We start from the raw sequence: 25,941 nt of genomic DNA, 5'->3' as shown, positions 1-25,941 counted from the left end.
GTCTTGGCGGGGTGCTTCGTCGTAGTGGTGCAAGCATCCGAAGACGAAGGAGATTGAGATGGAAACCCGGATCAACCCCATGGTCAACGAGGTCGGGTCGAAGTGGGCCAAGTACATCATCTCGTCGAACAAGGTCATCACCGACTCGGCACTGCCGAAGGCGGTGCAGGAGCTGGTGAAGATCCGCGCCAGCCAGATCAACGGCTGCGGCGGCTGCCTCGACATGCACACTAAGGACGCCGCGGCCGCCGGCGAGAGCATGGTGCGGATCAACTTGGTCGGGGCATGGCGGGAGACGACCGTCTATACCGAGGTGGAGCGGGCGGCGCTGGAACTCACCGAGCAGGGCACCCGCCTCGCCGACTCCAGCGGCGTCACCGATGAGGCGTGGGCGAACGCGGCGAAGCACTTCGACGAGGATCAGCTGATGGCCCTGGTGGCCCTGATCTGCGTGATCAACGCCTTCAACCGGCTGAACGTGATCACGCGGACGCCCGGCGGCGAGTACCAGCCCGGTCAGTTCGGCTGACGCGGACATTCCCCCTCAGGCTCGCGGGCGGACCCGGGACGACCCCGGGTCCGTTCGTCAGCCCCCGACATTGGGCCAAGGACAAAACTCATGAACATCGCACTATGGATCGTCGCCGGATTACTGGCCGCCGCCTTGCTGGTCAGCAGCGCCAAGCTGTTCGTGCCCAAGGAGAAGATGGCCAGCTTCGGCGCCGCAACCCGATGGGTCGAAGACTTCAGCCCCGGTGCTCTCAAGACCATCGGAGGCCTCGAGTTCCTGGCCGCGGTGGGACTGATCCTGCCCGCCGTACTCGGCATCGCGCCGGTTCTCGTTCCGTTGGCCGCTACAGGTGCGGTGCTGCTGTTTGTTGGCGCGATCATCACGCGCCTCCGTCGTGGCGAGAGAGCAACAGTCGTGGGCGACGTGGTCTATCTCGCCCTGGCCGCATTCGTGGCGTGGGGCCGCTTCTTCGGCCCGGAGTCCTTCATCGGCTGATGCCCTCGCGTGCGGGGTCGGGGAGCCAGTCCCCGACCCCGCAGGCCGTCCCTGGGTGTGGGGTTCGTCGTCGGTGACGTGGTTGGTGCACACAAAAAACGAAACTAAAGGAGATCTCCACCATGATCCTGGTAACCGGTGCCAGCGGAAACGTCGGTTCCAACGTCGTCCGCCAACTCCTGGAGGAGGGTGAGAAGGTCCGCGTCATCACTCGCAACCCCAGCGGCCAGGCGTTCCCCGACCAGGTCGAAGTCGCGACCGGCGACCTGACCCAGCCGGAGACCCTGACGGAGGCCCTGTCCGGCATCGAGCGGGCCTTCCTGTTCCCCGTTCTCCAGGGGGTCGACGGATTCCTCGACGCGGCGAAGCACGCCGGCCTGCGGCATCTCGTGATGCTGTCCTCGATATCCGTCACGTGGTCTGTGCCCGGCTGGGTCGGCGAGGTGCACCTGCGGCTCGAACGATCCGTCCAAGCGTCCGGGTTGCCGTGGACCTTCGTGCGGCCTGACGGGTTCACGACCAACGATCTGGTCTGGGCATCCCAGATCATCGACGGCGATGTCGTGCGCGGACGGTACGGCGACGCCGCGACGGCCCCGGTCGACCCGCGCGACATCGCCGCGGTCGCCGTCCGCAGCCTCCTCGACGGGCGCGCCGGCGAGGGGTACTCGGTGACCGGACCGCAGTCGCTGACCCAGATCGACCGGCTGCGTATCATCGCGGAGACCATCGGGCGGCCGTTGCGGTGGCAGGAGCAATCCGAGGACTGGTTGCGGGACGAGATGGCCCGCCTCGGCATGCCCGCCCAGGGGATCGACGATTACGTCGACGCGCTCACCGCGAGAGTCGCGTGCATGCCCGGCGGCGGTGTCCACGGTCACTCAAGCTGTTGATGTAGGTGACATGCTCGATGTGCGTCTCGACCCTGTCGGCCGACTGGGACCCGGCGGCGTTCAAGGATCCGGCCGAACTGGATGTCGAGCGCGGGGCCCGCCACCACCTCGCCTTCGGCTTCGGCCCGCACCAGTGCCTGGGCCAGAACCTGGCCCGGATGGAGCTGCCCAAGAGCCTGCCGCGCCCGGCCGCGGCCGCCGACGTGGCCAAGGTGCTGGCGGTGATTTGCCCGCGGCGGCCACGCAAGGACCTGCCGCTGGACCGGCTGCGCGACCGGGTGCTGTTCGAGACCGCCTACGTCTGCGGCGCCCGCGCCTCCGAAGTCTGCGGCCTGTACGTCGAAGACCTCGACCTGCGCCTGGACGGCGAACACGTCCGCATCCACGGCAAGGGCGGCAACGTGCGCACCGTCCTGCTCGACGACCGCGGCTACGTCACCCTGCTCAAGCTCTACCTCACCCGCGCCGGCTACACCGCCGGGCCGTTGTTCCGCGCCCCCATCAACGGCCGCGGCGGACCGCTGTCCTACGACGCCGCTCACCACCGCTGGCAGACCTACTGCGCCGCAGCACGCGTCGAGATCGACATCCACCAGCTGCGCCACGCCCACGCCACCGAACTCATCAACGCCGGCGTCTTCATCGAGGCCGTGCGCCGCCGCCTCGACCGCCACACCCTGTCAGCCCTTCGGCCCCTGCGGCCGGAGGGCTCCCCATTTCCCGGGACCGAGCCGAGGAGAACCACCAGCATGTCCGATCTCACCCCGAGCATCGTGCTCGAGTACGCGGTCCAGCACAGCGGCTACCCCGAAGGCCGCCTGAACACCATGGTCACCCAGCTGTCCGTGCCTACCGACTACAGCGCCGCCCTGCGCCTGCCGGCCCGGACCAGGCGATGGCAGGCCGCTGCAGACCCATCCCTGCGGATACCGGTCGACGCCGACATCGTCTCCCGTTCGGTGGTCACCTCGCCATGGCGGCTCGACACGCGTCAGGCCCTTGCCGATGCCGCCGATGCCGCCGATGTGGACGACGTCCACGATGGCGAGCAGTATCGGCGAGCCATGGACCTCCTGGCCACCTTGGTGGCGATCTGGTCCGAGGGCCGCCCCGGGGACGCTTAGCTGATCCGCGGGGTACTGGCCGACATTCTCCTCAAGGTCCGCCGTGGCCACGACGAGCCAGGCCCCATCACCAACACCGAGTTCCACTACGGCTTCGCCGAAGCCGACAAGCTCATCGCCCGCGCGAAGGGCGGGCGATGAGGGCTGAGCTTCGGAAGGCCGCGCACTTCTTAGCCCTTGGCCGTGTCGCCCAGCTCGACGCCCAGCCGCTGCAATCGGGATCGGATCGCGCCACGGCTGCGGCCGAAGGCCTGCGTCAGGTCCCGGATGGTGGCCCCAGGAGCTGCGGCGAGGTCCTTGAGCCGCTGGTCGTCCTCGGCGCTCCAAGGCAGGTGCGAGTTGCTGTGAACGCGCCGCCGCTCCTGCATCGTCGGTGCCCGCAGGCTTTCGGGCAGTGCGGCCATACCGCTGGTCAGCAGCTGGGTGAGCACCGGCAGACCGGCCGCCGGGACGGGCTGCGCGGTGTGCCAGTCGAACAGAAGCTGGCCGTCGGCGTCGTTGCCGCGCATCTCGATGTGTAGATGGTCACCGTCGACGGTCATGGTCAGCTCGTAGCGGTGGCCCTCGTGCTCGGCCTGCACGCTTATCTGGGACGGGAAGCTGGACACAGATTCTCCTTCGGGCGGGGGTTCACAGGGTCACTGGTCGAGGGTGCGCTTCGGCAGCTGGCCGTGGTCGGCGGACTCGGTCAGGGTGGGCCGGTCGCCGGTGGTGAGCTCGGGCACGTACTTGTAGATGGTGGAGCGGCTGACGCCGAGGAGGCGGGCGATGCTGGAGACGCTGTTGCCCGGGTGGGTGAGCAGGTCGCGGGCGTGGCGGATCTGCTCGGGGGTCATCGCGGGCGGGCGGCCCAGGCGCTGACCGCGGGCGCGGGCGGCCTCCAGGCCCTCGCGGGTGCCTTCGACGATGAGTTCGCGGATGAACTCGGCCAGCGCGGCGAAGACGTGGAAGACCAGCCGACCGCCGGGAGTGGTGGTGTCCAGCGCCTCGTGCAGGGAGCGGAAGCCGATACCGCGCTTGCGCAGTCCAGCGACGATCGAGATCAGATCTTGCAGGGAGCGGCCGAGTCGATCCAGGGAGGGCACCACGAGGGTGTCCCCTTCGCGAAGATAGTCCAGTGCCTTCCATAGTTCTTCGCGTTCGGCGTTCTTGCCGGACTTCTTGTCGGAGAAGATCCGCATGCAGCCGACCGCTTGGAGCGCGGTGATCTGGCGGTCCAGGAGTTGGCCGGCGGTGCTGACCCGGGCGTAGCCGATGAGGGCACCGGTCGCCTTCGCGGGCACGGAGGCCAGAGGATCCTCGACGACGAGATCGGCAGCGAGGTTTTCGACGTCCTCGGCGGCGGGCGGGATGATCGTCACCGCGCCATCGTATGAGAAACGGTGCTGTCAGAGTTGTTAGACACTCCGACTTTTCGACACGTTTTTCAGACACTCCGGCAGGGGTCGATCTTGGGATCCGGTGTCGGTTTCCGAAGTCGTCTGTACGGATGCGCGAAGTGGTCTGCACGCCCGCAGCATGCAGACCATCTGGTGATGTGCGGCGTAGGTGTGCTGGTGCGGTGGGGGTGGTCGCTCTCGTGTTGGCTTGGAACTCCCGTAGCTACGGCGAACCGCCACGCCGTTGATCATCTAGCGGGATCGGGTGGGAGCCGAGACGGACCAAGTACGCCGGAAGGGCTGGCGGCGCTGAGGTCTACGCCGGGGGTGGATGGGGAACCAGTTCTTGGCTTTTCCGGATCGGTGGTCCAGTCGGTGGTGGCGCCTGTGGCACCGGTGAAGCGGACGGACAGATGTTCGCGCCCCCTGTCGTGAGTGAAGACCAGCAGCGCATCGACCCCGGCCACCCGGCCTGATCCGTAGGCGAACGCTGCGCCTGCTCATTTCTTCGCGGAGCTCGCGAGGAATCGGATGATCAGATCGGTGAGGTCGCTGGGCTGCTCCGCGACCATGTTGTGGCTCGCGGCCAGCTCGCTCACGCGAACAGTGCTCGGAAGGTCGTGAAGGTCGCGCCGTACCCCTCGGCGGAAGGCGGCCATGAGCTCACCGCCATCCATTCCCGCCGGGTCTCGGTCGGCCAGGACCACCAGCGCGGGGCACGTCACCGCACGAAGTAGAGGGATCGCATCGCGAAACTCCGGCGCGTAGCGCAGCGCCGCCAGAGTCTCCGGGCCAGGGCGAAGGTAGCTGTGGCCGTCACGGGTGGTGAGGGCCCTTTGAGGGAGCATCGGCGCCTGCTCGGCGGGGACCGGCCGGCCCATCACCGCAGCCTGAGCGTCGAAGGTGGTCTTGAGCTGGTCGAGGGCCGTCTTGAGCGCGTCCTGCGCCATGCCCGGATAGTTGCCCGGGTCGTTCTCCGCGGACCTGAGGCCGTCGAGGTTGACGATCGCCGGACATTCGGGGTGGCGTCGCGCCCACATAATGGCGAGCATGCCGCCGAGAGAGTGGCCCACGATCGCCGGACGGTCCAGGCGGAAATGCTTGACCACGGCATCAAGGTCGCCGAGAACCGCGTCCCACTCCCAAGGACCGTCCCCGGACAGCCCATGGCCGCGCAGGTCCATGGCCACGACCCGGTGCCTTCGCGCGAGGAGCGGTGCGAGCGCGTCCCAGGCTTCGAGCGTCCCGCCCAGCCCATGAAGGAGCAATACGGCGGGACCGTCCCCGCCGTGGTCGCGGGCCACCAGAGGAATGACATGGTCAGTGATGGTGATGTCCTGAGGGGACACGCTGCTCCTTTGGTTGATTGAGCCGGGCGCGCACGGACTCCGTGGCCACCCCGCCGTCGGGATGGCGTTCGAGCTTCGCGCGCTTGACGAGGTCGTGAACCCCCTGGCGGGTGATGCCGAGCATGGCTGCGGCCGTGGCGTACGGCACGGCCGCAGCCCCCGGGTGCCCCGCGCGGCGGGCGACGGCCTGCCCGAAGGCTGAACGCCACCACGCCTCCGGCGGGTCGAACGGCTCGTCGCTAGGGAAGACCGCCGCGATCAGCCGCGCCACCGTACGGACCGCGAGCTTGTCATCTGGGCCGAGCAGCTGTGCCGCCCATACCTCGGCCTCGATGCGCAGGCGTTTCCGTATCGGCCGGACCTGATCATCCGACTCGAAAAGGATCTCGAGCGGGTCGACGATCCGGGTTTCCATCAGCCGGACGAGCTCTCCGGCCAGTTCGACGTGCTCTGCCGTACTCGCATGGTTCACTTGACGAACAATAGCAAGTACTTGGCAGAGTATGTCAAGAAGGAAGGAAACGTCGTCCCAGGTCGCACTAGGCGGATCGGCGCCGCCGGCGTAGGCCGGATCGATGGTCGCGCGGTGGCCTGCATCAGTCCGGAGTGGCTGGTGAGGTTCCACACGGGTTATGCCGTCGACACCGATGACTGGGCCGATGTCTAGGCCCAGTGCGAACGGTTCGCTATCTCCATTCCTGACGACTACCAGCGGTTCCGATAGCGGCACCAAAGAAGCTCCAGCAGGCCATTCCGCTGCCTCTGTTAGCCGGGGTTACCAGTATTCGCCCGGCTGCGTGGCAGCGCCCGGTCGCGCAGCACCGTGTAGCCGGCCAGTTCGAGCGTGCGCAGGCGACGGGCGGTGGCACGTTCTCCCGCCGCGCCCTTGCGCCAGGCCGCCGCAGGCGAGTGCGTACGGACCTGATGGACCATGGTGATCAGTGCAGCGAGAACGGCGGTGATCAGGCCCAGCCAGATGGTGCTCATCCACGCCACCAGCCCACCGACAGTGATCGCGACGGCCAGGCGGACCAGGAGTCGGCGGGTGCGGCCCGTGGCCCAGAGGGCGTGGTAGCGGGCACGGGCGGACGCGCCGGCGGATCGAGCGACTCAGCGCCGCCTACGCCGCCGCTGAGCAGGAACGAGTCGATTAAGCAGCTGGTGCCGGTTGAGCGCCCTAACCTCCGGCATCCGGGATCGAGCCTCGCACAACCGGGAAACGATGCGCGTGACGCTGCTGCGGTTGAAGCAGGCCATGGAGAGCACCTGAGCTACCTGCCGCCCCCAAAGGTAGGCCGCCGACGATGGGCTAGTTGATCTGGTCCTTTCCGACGGCCCCCTCCGAGTGAAGTCGGACGCTGGCGAGGTGCCCGTGGTGTGGGTCCTTTCCATCGCCCTCTTCCCGAACGACGCATGCGACTTTCACCGCACGTCGCTCTCTAGTGATCGTCGTCGGGCATCCGACCGAGGCAGCAGGTCGTCGGGGCCCGGGTGGTCTCCGAAGGACCACCCGGACGGCAGGTCATCGGGCAGCAGCGGGCCGATCAGTTCGCGCGACTGCTCGGCGACCGCCCTGGCGGCATGGCTGATCTGCTCCACCAGCGCGTGGGACAGCTCGGACGGCGAGAGCTCGAGGTAGACACGCGGATCGAGCACGATCTTGCGGACCTGCCCGAAAGGAGAACTCAGATGTCACGCCAAGAACCTACAGCCGCCGGATCCCACGCTCCCGAGGTAACGACGGCCGAATCAGGAGGCCAGTCGTCGGCACAGCCAGTCGAGCGCGAGCGGGTACCGGTACTCGATCGCGCCGTGGCCGGCGTCGAACAGCTCGAAGTGAACGCGTTCGCCGGGCACTCCGGCATCCAGGGTCGCCTGGTGGAACGCGGTCGCGCCCAGATCCAGGTGGAATTCGTCCCTGTTGCCGGCGTCGATCCAGACGGCCCGCATGGACCGCAGCGCCTCGGCGTATCGCTCCTGCCGGGCCATGCGTACCGGGTCCCAGGCCAGCCAGCGTTCCCAGACGTCGGGTACGAGGGCGCCGTTCGCGTCGAAGGGCAGATGGACCGTGCCGTCGTCGTCGGCGGAGTACGCCGCGGCGTAGCCGTAGATCTCGATCAGGAATTCGTCGTTGGGCCTGGTCAAGGGGATACGGCTGCGGAAGTCGGCCAGGAAGACGTCGTACGACCCTCCGTACAGGTCTCGCAGCGTTCGGGCCTTGCTCGGGAACTCCGGAAGGTAGCAGGTCTCGAAGAGCGCGTCGCCGGCGTGCGTGGCGAGCGCGCCGAACACATCCGGGCTGAGCATGGCCGTCACCATGGAGCCGTACCCGCCGCTCGACTTTCCGGTGATCGCACGCATGTCGCGGGTGGGAATGGTCCGGTAGCGGGCGTCGACCCAGGCCACGACCTCCTCGCACAGATAGGTGTGATACCGCCCGGTTGCGGGAGAGTCCAGGAACTGGCTGCCGCCGTAGGCCGTCCACGCGTCGACGTAGACGACGATCGCCGGGGGCGTGTCGCCGGCCGCGAAGACCTCGTCGGCCAGTTCCGGGAAGGGGCGGCGGAACGGGGTCCTGTTGGCCCACATCGCGAGGTGGCCGGTGTAGCCCTGGATGACGTACACCGTGGGATAGCGCTTGGCGGGGTCGTCGTCGTAGCCGGGTGGGACGTAGACCCAGAGCGGGCGCTCATGGGGATCGCCCAGCGGGTTGCCGCGCAGCACCTGACTGTCGATGACGTGGTGGTCGAGGCGACCGGCGAGGTCGGCGGACCAGGGAAGCACGATCGGTTCTCCTTCGTCTCAGTCGCGCAGCGAAGCGATCAGCGTGTCAGTCAGATCCCGGGCGAGCCGGCCGTCCGGGTCGAGATCGGGATCGAAGATGGTCACCTGCAGACCGGCGCAGCTCGGTGCCGCCAGCAGGGGGTCCAGTAGCGCGACGAGCTCCTCGTGCTCCAGTCCGCCGGGATCGGGTGAGTCGACGGCCGGCATCACGTGGGAATCGAGGACGTCGGCATCGAGGTGCACCCAGAAGCCCTCCAGCTCCGCGCGCTCGAGATGCGCGATCACGGCGTCCGCGATCACGGCGGCGCCCTCCTGCCGGATCCGGCTGACGTTCCAGACGGGAATGCCGAGGTCGTCGAGCTCGCCCTGATTCGGGTCCGCGTCCCGGACGCCCACCACGACCACGTCGGAATCCCGCACGTACGGGCGGCGGCCTTCGATATCGGTCAGGTCGGCCTGACCTCGTCCGGTGACCAGGGCGAGGTCCTCGCCCGCCGCTGCCCCGATCTTCGAGGAGTTTCCCGCGTGCCGGAAGTCGTCGTGCCCGTCGATGAACACCAGGCCGTAGCGGCCCCGGCGGGCGAGCGCCAGCGTGGTGCCCAGCAGGATGCTGCAATCCCCGCCGAGGATGATCGGGAACTGATCGTCGTGGAGCAGCGCGCCGACCCGGTCGGCCAGGCTCACCGTGTACGTGGCCATGGCGGCGGCGTTGAACACACCGTCCCCCTCTTGCCATTCGCCGCGGTCGTAGCGAGGCGGGGTGACGCAGCCCGCGTCCACGGCGTTCAGGCGCCGCTGCAGGCCGCAGTCGCGCAGGGCCCCCGGCAGCTTGTAACACCCGGGTACGGCCCCCGGCGTGGGCGGCCTCAACCCCAGGTTGGAAGGGGCGTCGAGCAACGCGGGTCGTCGGTGCATCAGGACCTCCGTCTAACCGGTATCTAGCTATTTGATGGTGTGAATTCTGTTCGGCAGCTTCCGACCTGTCAAGACGGCTTGAGTGGTGAGACGATGCCGTCTGTGAGCCCAACGGAACTGGTCGGCAACTGCCTCTGTCTCGACTTCGCCAACAGCGTCGCCCGGCGGCCCCAATGCGACCGTGACTACCTGACGACGATGGAGGACCTGCTGACCTGGGCGCGCGCGTCGGGGGCGCATCCGACGGATGTCCCGGTCACCGCAGGCGGAGTCGCGCTCAGCGAGGCGATCGACCTGCGCGCGTCGGTGTACCGCACGTTTTCGGCGATCGTCGCGCGACGGCAGCCCGACCCGGATGACGTCACCGTCATCATGGACACCTACGCGGCGGGGCTGCGGGCCGCCCATCTCCACCGCGAGGGTGCCGGCCACGTGCTGCGCTGGCCCGGACAACGATCGGCCCGCCCGGTCCTGTGGGCCGTCGCCGCCTCCGCCGCGCGGCTGTTGCTGGAGGGCCCATTGGGCCGGCTGGGGCAATGCCCCTCGTGCGGATGGCTCTTCCTGGACACCAGCCGCAACGGCCGCCGTCGCTGGTGCAGCATGGCGATGTGCGGAAACCAGGTGAAGTCGCGGCGCTACTACGCTTCCAAGACCGCCCGGCGGTGACCCGCCGGCACGCCACGCGCACACGCTCCGGCAGGATGACGTCGGCGAGGACGAGTCCTCCAAGCCGACCGGCAGTGCCGCAGGGCCGGTGCGGCACACCCCGCCCTGCGGCACGACGCGTGCCCTGGTGCCATCACGGGGACGGTCTGTGCTGGTCGCCGTTCGACGGCCTGCATGACACCACCGCCCCCGGTTCTCGCGAGGCTTCGGACCGGCAACAGGGAGATGCGCCGTCGAGCGCCGGTTAGTGACCGCCCGGGAGCAGGCCTCGTCGCCGCCGAGCCGCTGTCGCTGCCACCTGTAGGAGTCGAGTTGTCTGTTGCGCTGCCCCCTGCGCAGTTCTTCGCCGGTCTGGACTGGGCTGCTGAGATCCGGACGGGTCGTGTACTGGTCGACGACCTATGGGATCTGATCGAACCGTTGCTGCCACCCTGGCCTGACAAAGCACCTGGGCCACGGTCGGTCCCGGACGAGGTCTACGCGCCGACCGTGGGCGAGTTTCTCCCCGGGTTCGCCGCGCTCCCGCCGTCGCATTCGGGGATTCGGCCGTCGGGGCCGATGCGATCGACGGCATCCGGGCCGTGCTTGAGTCCCAGCTGGCCGAGCTGGAGCAGTCAGCTCAGCGTGGCCGCCTTGCGCAGCAGCACTGAGCGTTCGCGCTGGTTGGCGCACAGCCGAGCCGCCAGCTCCAGCTCGGCGCGTGCTTCCGGTCGCCGGCCGAGGCGGGCCAGCAGCTCACCGCGTACGGTCGGGATCAGATGCGAACCGGGGAGCCGGTCCGAGGCGATCAGCTCGTCCACGATGGTCAGGGCTTGCGCCGGGCCCGAGGCCATGGCGACGGCGACGGCCCGGTTGAGCTCGACCACCGGCGAGGGTGCGACCCGGCCGAGTGCCTCGTAGAGCAGCACGATCCGGTCCCAGTCGGTCGCCTCGACCGAGGGCGCCGACGCGTGGGTGGCGGCGATCGCGGCCTGCAGGCCGTAGGGGCCGAGGCCGCGGGTCGATGCCTTGGCCAGCGCGGCCAGCCCCCGGCGGATCGCCGAGAAGTCCCACAGCCGCCGGTCCTGCTCGTCGAGCAGGACCGGCGTGCCGTCCGGGCCGGTCCGGGCCGGGAAGCGTGCGGCCGTCAGCTCGCACAACGCCAGCAGGCCGTGCACCTCCGGCTCGTCCGGCTGCAGCGCGGCCAGCGTGCGGGTCAGCCGGATCGCCTCGTACGCGACGTCGGGGCGCAGCAGCCGGTCGCCCGACGTGGCCGTCGACCCCTCGGTGAAGATCACGTAGAGGACGCTGAGCACGCCGCCCAGCCGTTCCCGGCGCTCGGCGGCCGGCGGCAGCTCGAACGGGACCCCGGCCGCCGCGATCGTCTTCTTGCCCCGGGTGATGCGGGCCTGCACGGTCGGTACGGGTACCAGGAAGGCGCGGGCGATCTCCTCGCTGGACAGGCCGCCGACCACGCGCAGGGTCAGCGCCACCCGGGCCTCGCGGGAGAGCACCGGGTGGCAGCTGACGAACATCAGCGCCAGCACGTCGTCGTCGATCTTGTCGGGGTCGATTTCTTGGTCGACCGCGGGGTCGGCCGCCAGCAGGGCGTATCGGTCCTGGAGGGCGGTCCGGCGGCGGATCGCGTCGATCGCCCGCCGCCGGGCCGTGGCCATCAGCCAGCCGGCCGGATTCGCCGGAGAGGCGAGCGGCCACGACACCAGCGCCTCGGCCACCGCCTCCTGGGCCGCGTCCTCGGCCAGCCCGAAATCGCCGGTGAACCGGGTCAGCGCGGCGACGATCCGCGCCGACTCGATCCGCCAGACGGCCTCGACATCGGCCGTACCCATCAGATCTGGCCGTTGCTCTCGCGCCCGGCCCAGTCCTTGATGATCACTTGTCGACCTGCGGGACCTCGTCGCTCCCGGGCACCCGCCGGACCTCGATCTTGGACCCGGGCGCCGCCGGGACCCGCTTGGCCCACTCGACCGCCTCCTGTTTCGAGGCGACGTCGAGCAGGAAGAAGCCCCCGAACAGTTCCTTGGTCTCGCCGTACGGCCCGTCCGTGACCACCGGGGCCTCGCCGCTGAAGTCGACCACGACGCCCTGGCCCGGATCGTCCAGCCCTTCCGCCGCGAGGAGAATGCCGGCCTTGACCATCTCCTCGATGAACCGGCGGGTCGTGGCCATCATCTCGTCGATGTTGGCCATCATGGCCGCGTTCGACTCGTCGGTGCCCCGCATGATCAGTAGGTACTTCGGCATCGCGTTCTCCTCGCCCGGCGTGGCCGCCTCTCGGCCCTCGCACCCACACGTCGAACGAGCGGCCCGCGGATCAACACGGCCCCGGAGAAATCTCTCGCCGCGACGCAGCCGATCCCTCCGACCCACGTTTCGCCCGTCAGAGCAGCCCCTGAGCGATGGCTGACGCGGACGCCCTGCTGATCAGAAAGCTTATCGTCGCATCTTTGGAAGGCCGCGACGCTCACACAGATCTGGGGAAAGCATTCGGGACGCGCTCAGTGACTTCTTTCCGCTACCGGGCTGAAGAGAGGGGCGACGGGAATCTTTAGCGGCGTTTCGCCCGCGGCGCACTCTCATGCCGCAGACAACGCGCGGCCGGCCTCCCATGGTTCGTCACTATGCGTGAGCGGAGATCCGTTCGACGCCGGGCGCGGCCGTCGCAACCGGCGTGGCGCCGAAACTCACGAACATCGAGAGCGGCGAGAGCGGCGAGATCTCGCTGGCGCCCGAACTCAGCGACATCTGGCGCCGGAACTCACGAACAAAACCAGACGTCACCGACCGATGGGAGGCCTGGGTGAATGTCCTGTGTCATCGAAGGTTGAGCTCATGCCAACGAATCTTGATCGGTGGTGCATAAGTGTGTGGCCACAAGGCGTGCTTTGACTATGAGTGGTCCCTCACAGGGATATCGGGCGCGAAGTGGGAGACAGCGGCGACCAGTCGGTCCTTATCAAAGCGCCACCCGTTCACTGCCCGGGAGGACATCGCAACATCGGCGGGCACCGGAACGAGATGCTTCAGGATGGCACGGGCCTTCGGGCCGTCCCCAGGCAGAGCCGGAGCCCCCTCCCTTCGGGTGACCCCGACATAGGGCAGCGAAGCGCCGCTCACAGTTTGGCGCCAGAGGACGAAACCTGTGATGTCCTCCCAGGGCACATGGACGGTGGTGGCGCTATATCGGGCAGGGCTCCCGCCAAGCAGTACACCTGTCTCGTCCACCCGGAACGCGACTTTGCGGCTGAACGCCACGTACGCCATGAAGAGCCCGCCTGCGCCGAACAGTGCCAGGCCCGGTATCTTCGCGACCAGCGGCATGTCCAAAAGCAGCAGGGCCGCGGTGAATACGGCGCCGCCCACTACGACGCCGATGGTCCTGATGTCCCAGCCGTAGCGCGCCTGGTACACGGGTGAGGTGTGGTCTTCCATGGCTGGATCATGACAACGGTCGGCTCTCAGGGGAAGTCCTATGGGGAGTGCTACGCAAGGTTCGATGGCACGTGCTCAAGGTTCGCTGTCACGGGACAGTGAACGAGGACAGCATGGCCGCGAATCAGCCTGTCACCGGGACCGAGCCGAGACAAGCCACAGCACCCCGAGCGTCCGCCGCAACGCCGCCGAGCAGATCGACTACGCGACAGCGTTCCCTAGCCGGCTCGACAAGCGCCACCGATCCCACCGCTGCTCGCGTAACCGACTGGCGCCAGGCGGCAGGACGCGACCTGACCGGCCGGAGCGAGATCACCGCCGGCCAGGTCGGCGCCTGGCGTGTCAGAAGGCGGCGGAGCGGACAATGTAGCCGGCCTTCTTCACTGCGGCAATCAGTTCGTCGGTGCCGACCTTCGCCGGGTCGTGGACGACCTCGACCCGGGACGAGGCGAAGTGCACCTTCACGGACTCAACGCCGGGGAGCCGGCCGACCTGCTTCTCGATCTTGTTCACACAGGACGGGCACGAGAAGCCCTCGGCACGGAGGATGGTCGTGGTGGTCTCTGCGACGGACATGGTCCTGGTCTCCTTTCCTCACCGGTCTTTCCTGGTGACGACTTCAAGCTAGCCATTCGGGGCGAAGGCTGCCTTGACGTGGATCAAGTACCGGGCCAGGCGTCGCTGCCCGCCAGGGTCGCGTGGCAGTCTGACACCATGGCCGAGGATGACCTGTGCGTGACACGTGTTCCGATCTTCCAGGGGCTGACCCGCCAGGAGCAGATTGAGGTTGCGAGGTTCGCGCGCCCGGTGGCCGTGGCGAAAGGGGAGACGGTCTATGCCCCTGGGCGGGCGGTCTCCCGTTTGCTGGTGATGCACAGCGGCCAGCTCAAGATCAGCCACGTTGCGGCCAACGGCCAGGAACAGATCCTGCGCACGGCGGCCGACGGCGACGTGGTGGGCGAGCGGGCCTTCCTGACCGGTCACCGGCCAGATCACTTCGCGGTCGCCCTCGAGGACAGCCGGATGTGCGTTTTCGACCACGGCGACCTTTCGGCGTTGCTGCGCGACTACCCGGACATCGGCCTGCGGATGCTGCGCACGCTGTCGGACCGGCTCACCTCCGTCGAGCGGCTGCTCGCCGCGGTCACCTCCAGTGATGTCACTGCGCGCATCGCGGCCTATCTGCTCGATCTGCCGGCCGGCGCGCAGGAGGGGGCGCCCGTGGTTCGGCTGCCGATGGCGAAGAAGGACGTCGCCGCCTACCTGGGAACGACACCGGAGACCCTCAGCCGATCCCTCGCCGCCCTCTCCGCGGGTGGCGTCATCGAGCTGCACGGGCGCCGCGACGTCGGCATTCTCGACGTCGAGGCTCTGGAGCGGGCGGCCGTCCCTCGCTGACCGCGGCCGGCTCCCGCGGCTGTGAGCGGTGTGGCCCGCTCGTTCCGTAAGCGGCTTGACCCGCGTCAAGGAACGTCCAGGCGTCCCAGCCTAACGTCGAATCGGACGTCAACAGGGACGCGGTACCGGAAGGGAGCTGACGCGAATGGACAGGATCAGGGCATGGGGTTCATGGCGGTGGAGCGTACCGCTGGTGAGTGGCCTTCTGATCGTGGCGTCGTTCGCGGCCTCGGCCGCACTGGGCGCCCAGGTGCCCGGTGACGTGCTGATGGTCGCGGCGGCGGTGGTGGCCGGTTGGGGAATCGCGGTCAAGGCGGCCCGAGCCCTGATGGCACGCGTGGTCGGCATCGACCTGCTGGTCTCGGTGGCCGCGGTCGGCGCGGTGGTCATCGGCGAGTACTGGGAGGCGGCCGCGGTGACGTTCCTGTTCGCCGTCGGTCACGCGCTGGAGAACGCCACGCTGAGCAGGACGAGGTCGGCACTGGCCGAGCTGGTCGCGGTGGCCCCCGAGGTGGCCGTGGTGCTTCGCGACGGCGACCAGGTGGAGGTGCCCGCCGCCTCGGTGGCGACCGGTGAGACGGTGCTGGTCAAGAACGGCGCGAAGGTGCCGGTCGACGGCGTGGTGATCGACGGTACGGGTGCGCTGGACGAGGCGTCGATCACGGGTGAGTCGATCCCGCTGGAGAAGATCACCGGTGACCAGGTGTTCGCCGGCACGGTCTCCATGGGCGGCTTCCTGCAGGTGCGGGCCACTGGTGTCGGTGCCGACACCACGCTGGCCCGGATCATCCACCGGGTCGAGGAGGCGCAGGACGCCAAGGCGCGTACCGCGGCGTTCATGGACCGCTTCTCGGCCTGGTACACCCCGGCGATCATCGTCCTGGCCCTCGTCTTCGGCCTGGCGACCGGCGACGTCGTGCTGGCGCTGACGCTGCTGGTCATCGGATGCCCCGGCGCGCTGGTGATCTCCATCCCGGTCGCGATCGTCGCCGGCATCGGTCGTGGCGCCAAGGACGGCATCCTGATCAAAGGCGGGGAGTTCCTGGAGACGTCGGCCAGGATCGACGCCGTCGCGCTGGACAAGACCGGCACGCTGACAGAAGGGCGGCCGTACCTGACCGACGTGGTGCCCCTGGACGAGGCGTGGAGCCGCGCCGACGTGCTCGGCTGGGCCGCCCGCGCCGAGGCCGGATCGGAGCATCCGCTGGCCCGCCCGATCGTCGACGCCGCGCGCGCCGAGGGCCTGGACGTCACCGGTCTTCCTGAGGCCACCGAACCGGTGCCGGGAAAGGGGATCGTCGCGACCCTCGACGGGCGCCGCGTCGCGGTGGGCAACCTGGCCCTGCACGAGGATGAGGGCGTTCCGTACGCCGCGGCTGCCGGCGTGGTCGACGGGCTCGCCGCCGCGGGGCGCACCCCGATGGTCGTGGCCGTGGACGGCCGGTTGGCCGGTGTCGTCGCCGTGGCCGACCGGGTCCGCCCCGATGCGGCGCGGATGGTCGCCGACCTGCACGCCGCCGGCGTGCGGAGGCTCGTCATGCTCACCGGGGACACCCGGCGGGTCGCCGAAGCCGTCGCCGCACAGGTCGGCGTGGACGAGGTCCATGCGGGCCTGCTGCCGGAAGACAAGCTGGAGGTCGTTCGCGACCTGCAGGCCCGTGGACACGTGGTCGCCATGGTTGGCGACGGCGTCAACGACGCCCCCGCCCTGGCCACCGCCGACATCGGCGTCGCGATGGGCGCGGCGGGCACGGGTGTGGCGATCGAGACCGCGGACATCGCCCTGATGAAGGATGACCTGCTCAAACTGCCCCGGGCCGTCAGCCTGGCCCGCCGCACCGTCTCGGTCATGCGCCAGAACATCGCGATCGCCCTGGTCACCGTGGGCGCGCTCCTCGCGGGGGTGCTCCTGGGCGGCGTCACGATGGCGATCGGGATGCTCGTGCACGAGATGTCCGTGCTGGTGGTCATCGGCAACGCGATGCGGCTGCTGCGCCGCCGCGGCACGCCCCAGAACGGCGGCAGCGCCACCGGACCGACGTCAAACCAGTCCGAGGCCCGCGACACGGACCGACAGCCGGCCTGACCCATCAGCACCGCGGCCGGGGGCTGGCATCCCGGTTTGGCTCCGCGTCCATCAGGGAGCGTAGGGAGCTGAGGTCCGCCGCCGGGAACGCCTGCGTCACCGCTACCCAGCCGGTCGTCTGGGCCGCCTATTTCCGTTACGGACATTCGGCCCAGCGCCTCAGCAAGATCAGGCGATATGCGCAGTGGCGGCTGGCGCAGTTCATGCGCCGACGTCACCGTCGCAGCATGGCGTTCGGCTGGCAGGTCCTGCTCAATTCCCGGCCGCCGGGCCTCGGACTGATCAGCTTGTATGGAATCACCGTCGCCCCCAGGGCGGGCAAACCCTGGCGGGTGAGGCCGAATGCCGCCGGTGAACGGCGTCGGTGAGCCGTGTGCGGGAGAACCGCATGCACGGATCGATGCGGCGGGAGCTGGAAACGGAGCCATGAACCTGGTCATGGTCATCGGGGAGGGCACAGCCGACCGGGAAACCGGCGGAAGACAGGCCCCGAGCCCTACAGCCAGGAAGCCACCGCGCCAGCTCCCGACCCTACAACGATCACTCCAGGGTGGCATCGATCCATAGACTGATCGCATGTCGGCCACGGATCTCCAGCGCATCGCGGCCTTCCGCGCGTCCTTCGCCCGGCGTCAGGCCGCTGCGGTGACCGAGATTCCCGGCGGCGTGGCGGTCTTGGACCAGGAGTACGCGGCATCCCACGAGCACAACCAGCTCGTCTTCGAGGGGCCGACGGCTCCCTCCGACCTCCCGGCTCTGGCCGATACGGCTCTCGGCCACCTGCGCCACCGTCGGATCACGGTCCTCGACGACGCCGCTGGCACCTTCTGCGCGCCCGCCCTCACCGCAGCCGGCTACGCCCACGAGGCCGAGCTCGTCATGACCTACTCCGGCGCTGCCCCCGTCCCTGGTGCGCTCGCACAGACCGTCGCCCTCGCTGACCTGCGACCCGCGCTGATCCGCCAGCTCCGCATCTGGATGCCCCAGGCCGAAGACGCTGTTGTCCACCAGCTCGCTGACCGCCGAACAGCCCGGCTCCGCGGTGCCGAGCAGGTCCGCTTTCTTGCCGTCCGCGACGAGAACGGCGCTGTCGGCGCCTGGGCCGATGTCTACCTCGACGCGGCCCAGGGGATCGCCCAGATTGAGGACGTCGTCACCGCCGACACCCACGTCCGGCGCGGTTACGCGGACACCATCCTCGTCACCGCCCTGCAACACGCTTCGGCCTACGGCCTGGTCTTCCTGCTCGCCGACCCTGACGACTGGCCACGCACCTGGTACGCCCGCCGGGGCTTCAGCCCGATCGGCCGCTCGCATGTCTTCACCCGCACCGAAGCCGGGAGCTGAGCGGACCTCAGCTTCGTGACGGTCCGCCCTCGTTGCAGAGAGACGCAAAGCCTCTGGTAGGACAGGTTTCACCACAAGATCGTGTCCGTAACAACCAGAGGCTTCACGTTGGTCACCTATGTGGCCACGCTTGACGTTCCGCCAGGCCACTGGCTACCGCTACCTGCACGAGGGCATCGACGTCCGCGACCGGGCGGCGGCGTACCGGCGGACGGGCGGATCGTTGACGGTGCGGCCGAAGTGGACGAGTCGATGGTTACCGGCGAGTCCCGCACCGTCCGACGCGGTATCGGGGACCAGGTCGTGGCCGGGACCGTCGCGACCGACTCGGGGCTGCGGATCGAGATCACCGCCACCGGCGAGGACACCGCACTGGCCGGTATCCGGCGCCTGGTGTCCGAGGCGCAGAACTCCTCCTCCCGGGCGCAGCGGCTGGCTGACACCGCCGCCGGGTGGCTGTTCTGGTTCGCGCTCGGTGCGGCCGTGATCACCGTACTGGTCTGGGCGCTGCTGCTCGGCTACCCCGACGATGCGGTTACCCGCACCATCACCGTGCTGGTCATTGCCTGCCCGCACGGCCTCGGCCTGGCCATCCCGCTGGTGGTGTCCATCGCCACCGAACGCGCCGCCCGTGGCGGGGTGCTGGTCAAGGACCGGCTGGCCCTGGAGAGCATGCGCACCGTCGGCGCCGTGTTGTTCGACAAGACCGGCACCCTGACCAAGGGCGAGCCGACCGTCATCGCCGTCGAACCGGCAGCCTGGTTCACCACCGATGAAGTGCTCGCGCTCGCCGCCGCGGCCGAGACCGACAGCGAGCACCCGCTGGCCAAGGCGATCGTCCGCGCTGGATACAACCTGATCTCCGTGCCGCTCGCCGCCGGGGTTCTGGCATCCGCCGGGTTCGTCCTGCCCATGTCGGTCGGCGCGATCCTGATGTCCCTGTCGCGGGTTGAGGGGATCGGAGCAGTCCGAAACCGATTTGTCGGCCGAGGCTGACAGAATGATCAGTCTCCCAATCCCAACGGGCGGTCTGATCCCCTATGTCCAGGGCGTCGGTGGTTCCGCACCACCCGGCGACCGCATAGCTGAGCGGAGAGAACGATGTCGCAAGCAGGAAGGCACCAGTCCGTAATGGAACCGGTGGTCCTACGCGTTTACGCCGATGAGGACGGTGAGTCACGGTTCGATGAACCGCCTCACGATCGTCTTCGATGTGGACGGCGAAGAGCTCCCGCAGGCATGAGCCGACCGCTTAATCGATCCTGCTGGAACGTCGGAGGACTTGCATGCTGATCGGCATCCCGCGCGAGTCGAAACAGGGTGAAACCCTGGTTGCGGCGACTGCCAAGACCGTGTCACAACTGACCGGCCTCGGGTACGACGTGATCGTCGAGTCGGGCGCCGGCGAGCTCGCCGACCAGCCGGACAGCGCGTTCGTCGAGGCCGGTGTCAAGGTCGGTACGACGGAGGAGGTATGGGCCGCCGACGTCGTCGTGAAGGTCAACGCCCCGACCGATGAGGAGATCGGCCGCCTCCGGCGAGGCGCGACGATCATCTCCATGATGGCTCCGTCGCGCAATTCCGAGCTGCTGGAGAAGCTGCAGGCCGCGGGTGTCACCGCGCTGGCGATGGACGCCGTGCCGCGAATCTCCCGCGCGCAGTCGATGGATGTGCTGTCCTCGATGGCGAACGTCGCGGGCTACCGCGCGGTCGTCGAGGCCGCCCACGAGTTCGGCCGGATGTTCACGGGCCAGGTCACCGCGGCGGGCAAGATCCCGCCGGCGCGCGTGTTCGTGGTAGGAGCCGGCGTTGCCGGTCTGGCCGCGATCGGCGCCGCCTCGGCGATGGGCGCGATCGTGCGCGCCTTCGACGTGCGTCCCGAGGTGGCCGAGCAGGTCGAGTCGATGGGCGCGCAGTTCGTCAAGGTCGACTTCGAGTCCGAGGTCTCCGCCGACGGCTACGCCAAGGAGATGACCGCGGAGCAGGAGGCCGCGACGGCTTCGATGTACGACGAGGAGGCCCGCGCCGCCGACATCGTCATCACCACGGCCCTGATTCCAGGCCGGCCCGCGCCGAGCCTGATCGGCGCCGAGACCGTCGCCGGCATGAAGAACGGCTCGGTCGCGGTCGACATGGCGGCGGCCAACGGCGGCAACGTGGCCGGCACGGTCTCCGGGGAGAGGGTCGTCACCGACAACGGCGTGACCATCCTGGGCTACACCGACCTCGCCGGTCGCCTGGCCGCCCAGACCTCGCAGCTTTACGGCACCAACGTCCTCAACCTTCTCAAGCTGACGACCCCCGAGAAGGACGGCCGGCTCACCCTCGACATGGACGACGTCGTCCAGCGCGGCATCACCGTGGTGCGTGACGGCGAGGGCATGTGGCCTCCTCCGGCGGTGCAGGTGTCGGCCGCGCCCGCCTCGCCCTCGGCCGTCAAGCCGGCGGCCGAGTCGGCCAAGGAGACCAAGCCGCTGTCGCCGGGCGCGAGGATCGGCTTGGTGCTCGCCGGCATCGCCGCGTTCTGGCTGGTCAACGCCACCGCGCCGGACCCGATCCCGCGGCACTTCACGGTCCTGATGCTTTCGATCGTGGTCGGCTACTACGTGATCGGCAAGGTCGCGCACGCTCTCCACACGCCGCTGATGTCGGTCACCAACGCCATCTCGGGCGTGGTCGTCGTCGGCGCGCTGCTGCAGGTGGCCAGTGCCGACGGCGTGATCCGCGCCCTTTCCGCGGGCGCGATCCTGCTCGCCTCCATCAACATCTTCGGTGGCTTCGCCGTCACACGCCGCATGCTCGGCATGTTCAGCAAGGGATCCTGAGGCCACATCATGGACATCGGTTCAATCACCACCGCGGCGTACATCGTTGCGTCGCTGTTCTTCATCCTGTCGCTGGCCGGGCTGTCGAAGCACGAGACCTCCAGGAACGGTCTCGTCTACGGCATGATCGGTATGGCCATCGCCCTGGTGGCGACGGGCGTCCTCGTCATCGACGTCACCACCGACCTCGATGACGGCTGGATCCCGATCGTGCTGATGCTGGGCGCGGTCGTCATGGGTGCCGTGATCGGCCTGTGGCGGGCGCGGATCGTGGAGATGACCGGCATGCCGGAGCTCATCGCCGCGCTGCACAGCTTCGTCGGTTTGGCCGCGGTCCTCATCGGCTGGAACGGCCACCTCGAAGGCTCGCACCACACGCTGGAGAGCCTCAACAACATCCACGAGGCCGAGGTCTCGATCGGCATCTTCATCGGTGCAATCACCTTCAGCGGCTCGATCGTCGCCAACCTCAAGCTGTCGGCGAGGATGAAGTCCGCGCCGCTCATGCTGCCGGGCAAGAACCTCATCAACGTCGGCTCCCTGGTCGCGTTCGCGATCCTCACCGTCGTCTACGTCGCGGGCGACCGCGCGAGCACCGCCCAGGACTTCGTACTGGTGGTCCTGACCACGCTCGCGCTGGCACTCGGCTGGCACCTCGTGGCCTCCATCGGCGGCGGTGACATGCCGGTCGTGGTGTCCATGCTCAACAGCTACTCCGGCTGGGCCGCCGCGGCGTCGGGCTTCCTGCTCAACAACGACCTGCTCATCGTCACCGGCGCCCTCGTGGGCTCCTCGGGCGCCTACCTGTCCTACATCATGTGCAAGGCGATGAACCGCTCGTTCATCTCCGTCATCGCCGGCGGCTTCGGCATCGAGGCCGGACCGTCCGACGACACCGACTACGGCGACTACCGCGAGATCCAGGCGGACGCCGCGGCCGAGCTCCTCGCACGGGCCTCCTCGGTCGTGATCACTCCCGGCTACGGCATGGCGGTCGCCCAGGCGCAGTACCCCGTCGCCGAGCTCACCGCGAAGCTGCGAGCCAGGGGCGTCGACGTCCGGTTCGGCATCCACCCGGTCGCTGGCCGCCTGCCCGGCCACATGAACGTGCTGCTGGCCGAGGCCAAGGTGCCCTACGACATCGTGCTGGAGATGGACGAGATCAACGACGACTTCCCCGACACCGACGTCGTCCTCGTCATCGGCGCCAACGACACGGTCAACCCGGCCGCTGACGAAGATCCTGGTAGCCCGATTGCCGGCATGCCGGTCCTCAAGGTCTGGAACGCCAAGGACGTCATCGTCTTCAAACGTTCCATGGCCGCCGGCTACGCCGGCGTCCAGAACCCCCTGTTCTTCCGCGACAACAGCCAGATGCTGTTCGGCGACGCGAAGGACCGTGTGGAGGACATCGTCCGAGCCCTGGGTAGCGACGAAGTCGTTACCCCAGCGGGGGCGAGGAGATGATGAGGAGCCGAGGGGACGCCGGAGCGTCAGCTACGGTCCCTTCGGCGTCTCGAAAACTTCGCCATCTGGGCTGACAGAGCTCGTATGACGAAGTGATGAGCTTCCCCTGAATTCCGACGTGGCGGCTGGGGGAGCAGTCCCAGTGCGGTCCCCGTCTCATAGGCCCGGCGCGTGAGTGCGCCGTTGGAAGCTCGCCGGCTATCTGCCCGGGTCCATCTCCGAGGCGTCTGCCTGTGGCCACGCAGCCTCCTGCCGATCTTGGCGATCCCGCGGACAGCGAGACCGTCGCAGGCCGAAACCTTTGACTCCTGGGGCGGATGGTGCCCTCGACGCCTGCCCGGGAGCGTAGCGTTGCCCCCATTCGTCGCTCCTTTGCTTCTGTCGGGATACCGGTCGCGTGTAGCGACCTGCGACGATTCCGCTCGGTTGGGCGTGTGACTCGGTTCTTACCGGCACCCCTTCTAGCGCGGATCGAACCTTTCCACTCCTCTCCGGCGTCGGTATCGGTTGAGAGGAGTCGTCTTGGATCGCAATGACAGCTTCCGTGAGTTCGTCGCCGCGCATCAGCAAGCGCTGATGCGCACGGCGTACCTGCTCACGGGAGACGCCCACCAGGCCGAGGACCTGCTGCAGAGCGTCCTGCTGAAGGTGCTGCGGCGCTGGTCCCGGTCGTCGCACGTCGAGCGCCCCGAGGCGTACGCGCGTAAGGCGCTGGTGAACCAGCACATCTCGTGGCGGCGGCGCCGGGTCAGGACGGAGTTCCCGACCGCCGAACCGCCCGACCGGCCGTACTCGAGCGAGGACTCCACCCTCGTACGGCTCGTCATGCGCCAGGCCCTCATGGGGCTGCCGCCTCGGCAGCGGGCGGTGATCGTGCTGCGTTACTACGAGGACCGGACGGAACGGGAGACCGCTGAGCTGATGAACTGCTCGATCGGGACGGTGAAGAGTCAGACCCACTACGCGCTGGCCCGCCTGCGCGAGCTGGCGCCCGGCCTGGCGCCGAAGCTCGCCGGCCTGGACACCGAGGAGGCCTACCGATGACCTGGCTGCGAGATGTGCTCGTCGATCTGGCCGCAGAGTCACCACGGGTGGACCTGGCCGAGCGCACGATCGCCACGCGCGACCGCAGGCGGCGTACCGCGATCTCGCTCCTCGCGGCGGCCATGGTCGTGGTCACCGCGCTCGGCGGGACGCTCGCCGTGCGGCTGATGCCGCAGGCGCCCACTCCGGCCACCTTGGGCAAGGACGACCTGCCCGCGCGTGGGGTGGGGCCGCTGAGTCATGCGTACAAGACCTTCTGCAAGCCGGTCAGCGGGAAGGCTCCGTCACACTGCCAGGACGGGGGTTGGCGAGTGGTCACCCGCAGCGGCAGGACCTACCACGTGCCGGAGGCGCTGCCGAGCCTCAGCCAGCGGGACAGCCCGCTGGCGATCAGCCGGGACGGCCGCAAGATCGCTTACTACAGCGCGAAGGAAGGCACCTTCCAGGTCCGCGACCTGGCCTCGGGCGCGAAGACCACGGCGCCGATGAAGCTGCCGGCGAAGAAGTGGCTGTACAGCATCACGCGGCTAATGGTGTCGGACGACGGGCGGTTCCTGGCCTTCAGCAAGGTCCCCGAGTTCAAGGATCCCGCGCTGCTCTTCGACATGCGCGACAGGGTCGTCCGCGAACTTCCGGCCCGCTGGGTTCCCATCGGACTGTCACCGGACGGCGCCACCATCACCCTTGCGGAGTACTCGCCCAACTCCCAGCTGCGCACGATTTCCAACCTGTGGCCGCCCACCTCACCGGGCAACTCCACGGCGGTCATCCTGCCGCAGCACTACGACTTCAGCCCGCTGGCCCCGGACGGCAAGACCGTCGCGGCCGTCGAGGACCTCAGCACCGCCGAGAAGCCCTGCCAGATGGGCGACCTCGTCCTGCTGGACCCGCTCACCGGCAAGAAGCGGAAGACCGCCCCCATCCGTGGCCTGTCGCCTGACGTCAGCCAGATCTACCTGCGTACGTGGCGCAGCGCCGACGAGGTCACGGCCCTGACGACGTCCGTCCACTGCAGACCGTCCTCCGAGGTGCCAGACGACGAGCCCGCGCAGATCGACCCGCCATACCGGACCTTCACGGCCTACGCGGTGAACGTCAGGACCGGCGAGGCCAGGAAACTCACCACGTACAGGGCGCGGGACATCTTCGGCATCGCCATGCCCGGCCCTCCAGGGGCGATCTGACCGCGACCTTCCTGCCTCACAGCAGGCGTCATTGCACGATGTCGGCGATGACCGCGTTCACGACCTTGCCGACGGCCTCGGGCGGGTCGCTCTCCCCATCGGCGAACAGCATGTGCGCGCCGCCGATCAGGGTTCCTGTCGGGCCGCAACGGCGGAGAGGCTGTCGCACAGTTGCCGATCTCCATCTGTCAAGGTGATCATTGAGGTTGGAAGATTCGTTTCTTGATCGTCATCTTGGTCGCGTCAGTCACAGTGGTCACACGCGCGTCGTGCATGCGTGACGTTCAACGTCATCCCCTGCGCCGTGGAGCGCGTTGGTGTTTCCGCCGAGCCATCTAGCGACACCGTCCGGCGGGTACGACTTCATCGCCACGTGGAACTCCTTGTCTCCGGATCTCCATCATCCGGTACTCAAGGTATCCACGCTTCAGGGGCAGAGCCCCACCGAGCCGACCTTAGAATGATCAGCCCCGGTCAAGCGACTGCTGCTGAAGCCGGTGCGGCTCAGTGCCGGCTATCCGGCGCTGGACGCCCCGCCGACGACGGGTTCTTCGAATACTTCGCCGATCACGTGTCCCTGTGCTGGCCGCGACCGGTGCCCAGCCGGTCGCGGCGTTCGAGAGCTTGGTTGCCGAGAACAACCGTTGCGGGGTCCGGAACGGGGGGCATGCTGGGTCGATCGAGCGGCGGAGAGCGCTGCCTGGACTAAGGAGGGCTGACGGATGGCCATCACTGTGCTGCGGCATGTCCGCATCAGTCCCACCTCTTTGTTCAGGAGCACACCCGTTGTCTTCCGAGTACGAACTCTCTGATACCTACTCCGACCTCGACTCCCGCTGGTCCGATTTCACCGGTGACGAGTCCCAGCCAGATCCGGCCGCAGCCTTCGTCTTCAAGTTCCATTCGGTCGACGAGGAGCTGGGCCCGGATCAGCGGTGGTCCACCTGGCTGGAGGTCGAGCGCGGTTCTCGCGGCCCGGAACCACGCCCCTCGTGGGTCGTCACGGAACAGGCTGCGATCGATACTGAGCTCGGCGTCCTCA

26 protein-coding genes and 2 pseudogenes are annotated in these 25,941 nt (G+C 68.5%); 15 read left to right on the top strand and 13 right to left on the bottom strand.

Annotated features, from left to right (window positions below; genetic code table 11):
* Positions 1-58: 58 nt before the first annotated feature.
* From AB0C16_RS22965 to AB0C16_RS22950, 4 genes are all read left to right on the top strand, one after another.
* The gene (locus AB0C16_RS22965; RefSeq protein WP_357685930.1) at positions 59-529 is read left to right on the top strand and encodes a carboxymuconolactone decarboxylase family protein; all 471 of its coding nucleotides are present in this window, start codon (positions 59-61) and stop codon (positions 527-529) included.
* Between the two features lie 90 nt (positions 530-619).
* Positions 620-1,006, top strand: coding sequence for a DoxX family protein (locus tag AB0C16_RS22960; protein WP_349695089.1), 387 nt, complete (start codon positions 620-622; stop codon positions 1,004-1,006).
* Between the two features lie 122 nt (positions 1,007-1,128).
* Positions 1,129-1,899 (top strand): NAD(P)H-binding protein, encoded by a 771-nt coding sequence (locus tag AB0C16_RS22955; protein ID WP_357685929.1) that lies wholly within the window; start codon positions 1,129-1,131, stop codon positions 1,897-1,899.
* 17 nt (positions 1,900-1,916) lie between these two features.
* A complete protein-coding gene (locus AB0C16_RS22950) occupies positions 1,917-3,023 on the top strand; it encodes a cytochrome P450 (RefSeq protein WP_357685928.1) in 1,107 nt (368 codons plus the stop codon).
* A 170-nt stretch (positions 3,024-3,193) separates the two neighbouring features.
* Here AB0C16_RS22950 and AB0C16_RS22945 read toward each other — a convergent pair whose 3' ends face one another.
* From AB0C16_RS22945 to AB0C16_RS22910, 8 genes are all read right to left on the bottom strand, one after another.
* Positions 3,194-3,631, bottom strand: coding sequence for a hypothetical protein (locus AB0C16_RS22945; protein ID WP_357685927.1), 438 nt, complete (start codon positions 3,629-3,631; stop codon positions 3,194-3,196).
* 30 nt (positions 3,632-3,661) lie between these two features.
* Positions 3,662-4,315: a recombinase family protein gene (locus AB0C16_RS22940; RefSeq protein ID WP_357686039.1), complete on the bottom strand. Its 654-nt coding sequence runs from the start codon at positions 4,313-4,315 to the stop codon at positions 3,662-3,664.
* 587 nt (positions 4,316-4,902) lie between these two features.
* Positions 4,903-5,706, bottom strand: coding sequence for an alpha/beta hydrolase (locus AB0C16_RS22935; protein WP_357686038.1), 804 nt, complete (start codon positions 5,704-5,706; stop codon positions 4,903-4,905).
* Positions 5,707-5,722: 16 nt separating this feature from the next.
* Complete coding sequence (locus tag AB0C16_RS22930) at positions 5,723-6,481, bottom strand: hypothetical protein (protein WP_357685926.1); 759 nt, start codon at positions 6,479-6,481, stop codon at positions 5,723-5,725.
* Between the two features lie 35 nt (positions 6,482-6,516).
* Positions 6,517-6,738, bottom strand: a complete 222-nt coding sequence (locus AB0C16_RS22925; RefSeq protein WP_357685925.1) for a hypothetical protein — start codon at positions 6,736-6,738, stop codon at positions 6,517-6,519.
* A gap of 435 nt (positions 6,739-7,173) precedes the next feature.
* Positions 7,174-7,407, bottom strand: a complete 234-nt coding sequence (locus AB0C16_RS22920) for a hypothetical protein (protein ID WP_357685924.1) — start codon at positions 7,405-7,407, stop codon at positions 7,174-7,176.
* Positions 7,408-7,500: 93 nt separating this feature from the next.
* Entirely contained in the window at positions 7,501-8,535 is a 1,035-nt protein-coding gene (locus AB0C16_RS22915; RefSeq protein WP_357685923.1) for an alpha/beta hydrolase-fold protein, read from the bottom strand.
* A gap of 18 nt (positions 8,536-8,553) precedes the next feature.
* Positions 8,554-9,450 carry an arginase family protein gene (locus AB0C16_RS22910; RefSeq protein ID WP_357685922.1) on the bottom strand — a complete coding sequence of 299 codons (897 nt, stop codon included), beginning with the start codon at positions 9,448-9,450 and terminating at the stop codon, positions 8,554-8,556.
* Positions 9,451-9,552: 102 nt separating this feature from the next.
* Between AB0C16_RS22910 and AB0C16_RS22905 the strand changes: the two genes are divergently transcribed.
* On the top strand, positions 9,553-10,116 hold the full coding sequence (locus tag AB0C16_RS22905) for an ABATE domain-containing protein (RefSeq protein ID WP_357685921.1): 564 nt from the start codon (positions 9,553-9,555) through the stop codon (positions 10,114-10,116).
* A gap of 614 nt (positions 10,117-10,730) precedes the next feature.
* Here the strand turns inward: AB0C16_RS22905 and AB0C16_RS22900 are convergent.
* From AB0C16_RS22900 to AB0C16_RS22885, 4 genes are all read right to left on the bottom strand, one after another.
* Positions 10,731-11,945, bottom strand: a complete 1,215-nt coding sequence (locus AB0C16_RS22900) for a DUF6596 domain-containing protein (RefSeq protein ID WP_357685920.1) — start codon at positions 11,943-11,945, stop codon at positions 10,731-10,733.
* A 43-nt stretch (positions 11,946-11,988) separates the two neighbouring features.
* Positions 11,989-12,360 carry a YciI family protein gene (locus AB0C16_RS22895; RefSeq protein WP_357685919.1) on the bottom strand — a complete coding sequence of 124 codons (372 nt, stop codon included), beginning with the start codon at positions 12,358-12,360 and terminating at the stop codon, positions 11,989-11,991.
* Between the two features lie 645 nt (positions 12,361-13,005).
* The gene (locus AB0C16_RS22890; RefSeq protein WP_357685918.1) at positions 13,006-13,548 is read right to left on the bottom strand and encodes a hypothetical protein; all 543 of its coding nucleotides are present in this window, start codon (positions 13,546-13,548) and stop codon (positions 13,006-13,008) included.
* A gap of 342 nt (positions 13,549-13,890) precedes the next feature.
* Positions 13,891-14,124 (bottom strand): heavy-metal-associated domain-containing protein, encoded by a 234-nt coding sequence (locus tag AB0C16_RS22885; RefSeq protein ID WP_357685917.1) that lies wholly within the window; start codon positions 14,122-14,124, stop codon positions 13,891-13,893.
* 138 nt (positions 14,125-14,262) lie between these two features.
* Here AB0C16_RS22885 and AB0C16_RS22880 point away from each other — a divergent pair, with 138 nt between their 5' ends.
* The 9 genes and pseudogenes from AB0C16_RS22880 to AB0C16_RS22840 all read left to right on the top strand — a co-directional run bounded on the left by AB0C16_RS22880 (position 14,263) and on the right by AB0C16_RS22840 (position 24,899).
* Positions 14,263-14,946: a Crp/Fnr family transcriptional regulator gene (locus tag AB0C16_RS22880; RefSeq protein WP_357685916.1), complete on the top strand. Its 684-nt coding sequence runs from the start codon at positions 14,263-14,265 to the stop codon at positions 14,944-14,946.
* 193 nt (positions 14,947-15,139) lie between these two features.
* The gene (locus AB0C16_RS22875) at positions 15,140-17,032 is read left to right on the top strand and encodes a cation-translocating P-type ATPase (RefSeq protein ID WP_357685915.1); all 1,893 of its coding nucleotides are present in this window, start codon (positions 15,140-15,142) and stop codon (positions 17,030-17,032) included.
* Entirely contained in the window at positions 17,029-17,400 is a 372-nt protein-coding gene (locus AB0C16_RS22870) for a group II intron maturase-specific domain-containing protein (RefSeq protein ID WP_357686037.1), read from the top strand. Before AB0C16_RS22875 ends, AB0C16_RS22870 begins: the two co-directional genes overlap by 4 nt.
* Before the next feature lie 208 nt (positions 17,401-17,608).
* Entirely contained in the window at positions 17,609-18,379 is a 771-nt protein-coding gene (locus tag AB0C16_RS22865) for a hypothetical protein (RefSeq protein ID WP_357685914.1), read from the top strand.
* A 186-nt stretch (positions 18,380-18,565) separates the two neighbouring features.
* Positions 18,566-19,225: pseudogene (locus AB0C16_RS22860) on the top strand (HAD-IC family P-type ATPase); the annotation flags it as partial.
* 440 nt (positions 19,226-19,665) lie between these two features.
* Positions 19,666-21,204: a Re/Si-specific NAD(P)(+) transhydrogenase subunit alpha gene (locus tag AB0C16_RS22855; protein ID WP_357685913.1), complete on the top strand. Its 1,539-nt coding sequence runs from the start codon at positions 19,666-19,668 to the stop codon at positions 21,202-21,204.
* Between the two features lie 9 nt (positions 21,205-21,213).
* Entirely contained in the window at positions 21,214-22,671 is a 1,458-nt protein-coding gene (gene pntB / locus AB0C16_RS22850; RefSeq protein WP_357685912.1) for a Re/Si-specific NAD(P)(+) transhydrogenase subunit beta, read from the top strand.
* A gap of 522 nt (positions 22,672-23,193) precedes the next feature.
* A complete protein-coding gene (locus AB0C16_RS22845; RefSeq protein ID WP_357685911.1) occupies positions 23,194-23,715 on the top strand; it encodes a SigE family RNA polymerase sigma factor in 522 nt (173 codons plus the stop codon).
* Complete coding sequence (locus AB0C16_RS22840) at positions 23,712-24,899, top strand: hypothetical protein (protein WP_357685910.1); 1,188 nt, start codon at positions 23,712-23,714, stop codon at positions 24,897-24,899. Before AB0C16_RS22845 ends, AB0C16_RS22840 begins: the two co-directional genes overlap by 4 nt.
* Positions 24,900-24,927: 28 nt before the next feature.
* On the opposite strand, the gene AB0C16_RS22835 is transcribed toward AB0C16_RS22840, so the two are convergent.
* Positions 24,928-25,068 (bottom strand): hypothetical protein, encoded by a 141-nt coding sequence (locus AB0C16_RS22835; RefSeq protein WP_357685909.1) that lies wholly within the window; start codon positions 25,066-25,068, stop codon positions 24,928-24,930.
* Between the two features lie 617 nt (positions 25,069-25,685).
* On the opposite strand from AB0C16_RS22835, the pseudogene AB0C16_RS22830 reads away from it, so the two are divergent.
* Positions 25,686-25,941 (top strand): annotated as a pseudogene (locus tag AB0C16_RS22830) (hypothetical protein); the annotation flags it as partial.

This window comes from Nonomuraea sp. NPDC048916, from assembly GCF_040649575.1.
In the GTDB taxonomy this organism is placed as follows: Bacteria; Actinomycetota; Actinomycetes; order Streptosporangiales; family Streptosporangiaceae; genus Nonomuraea.
The sequence above is the reverse complement of the archived record's forward strand: the minus strand, read 5'-3'. Positions and strand labels throughout refer to the sequence as shown.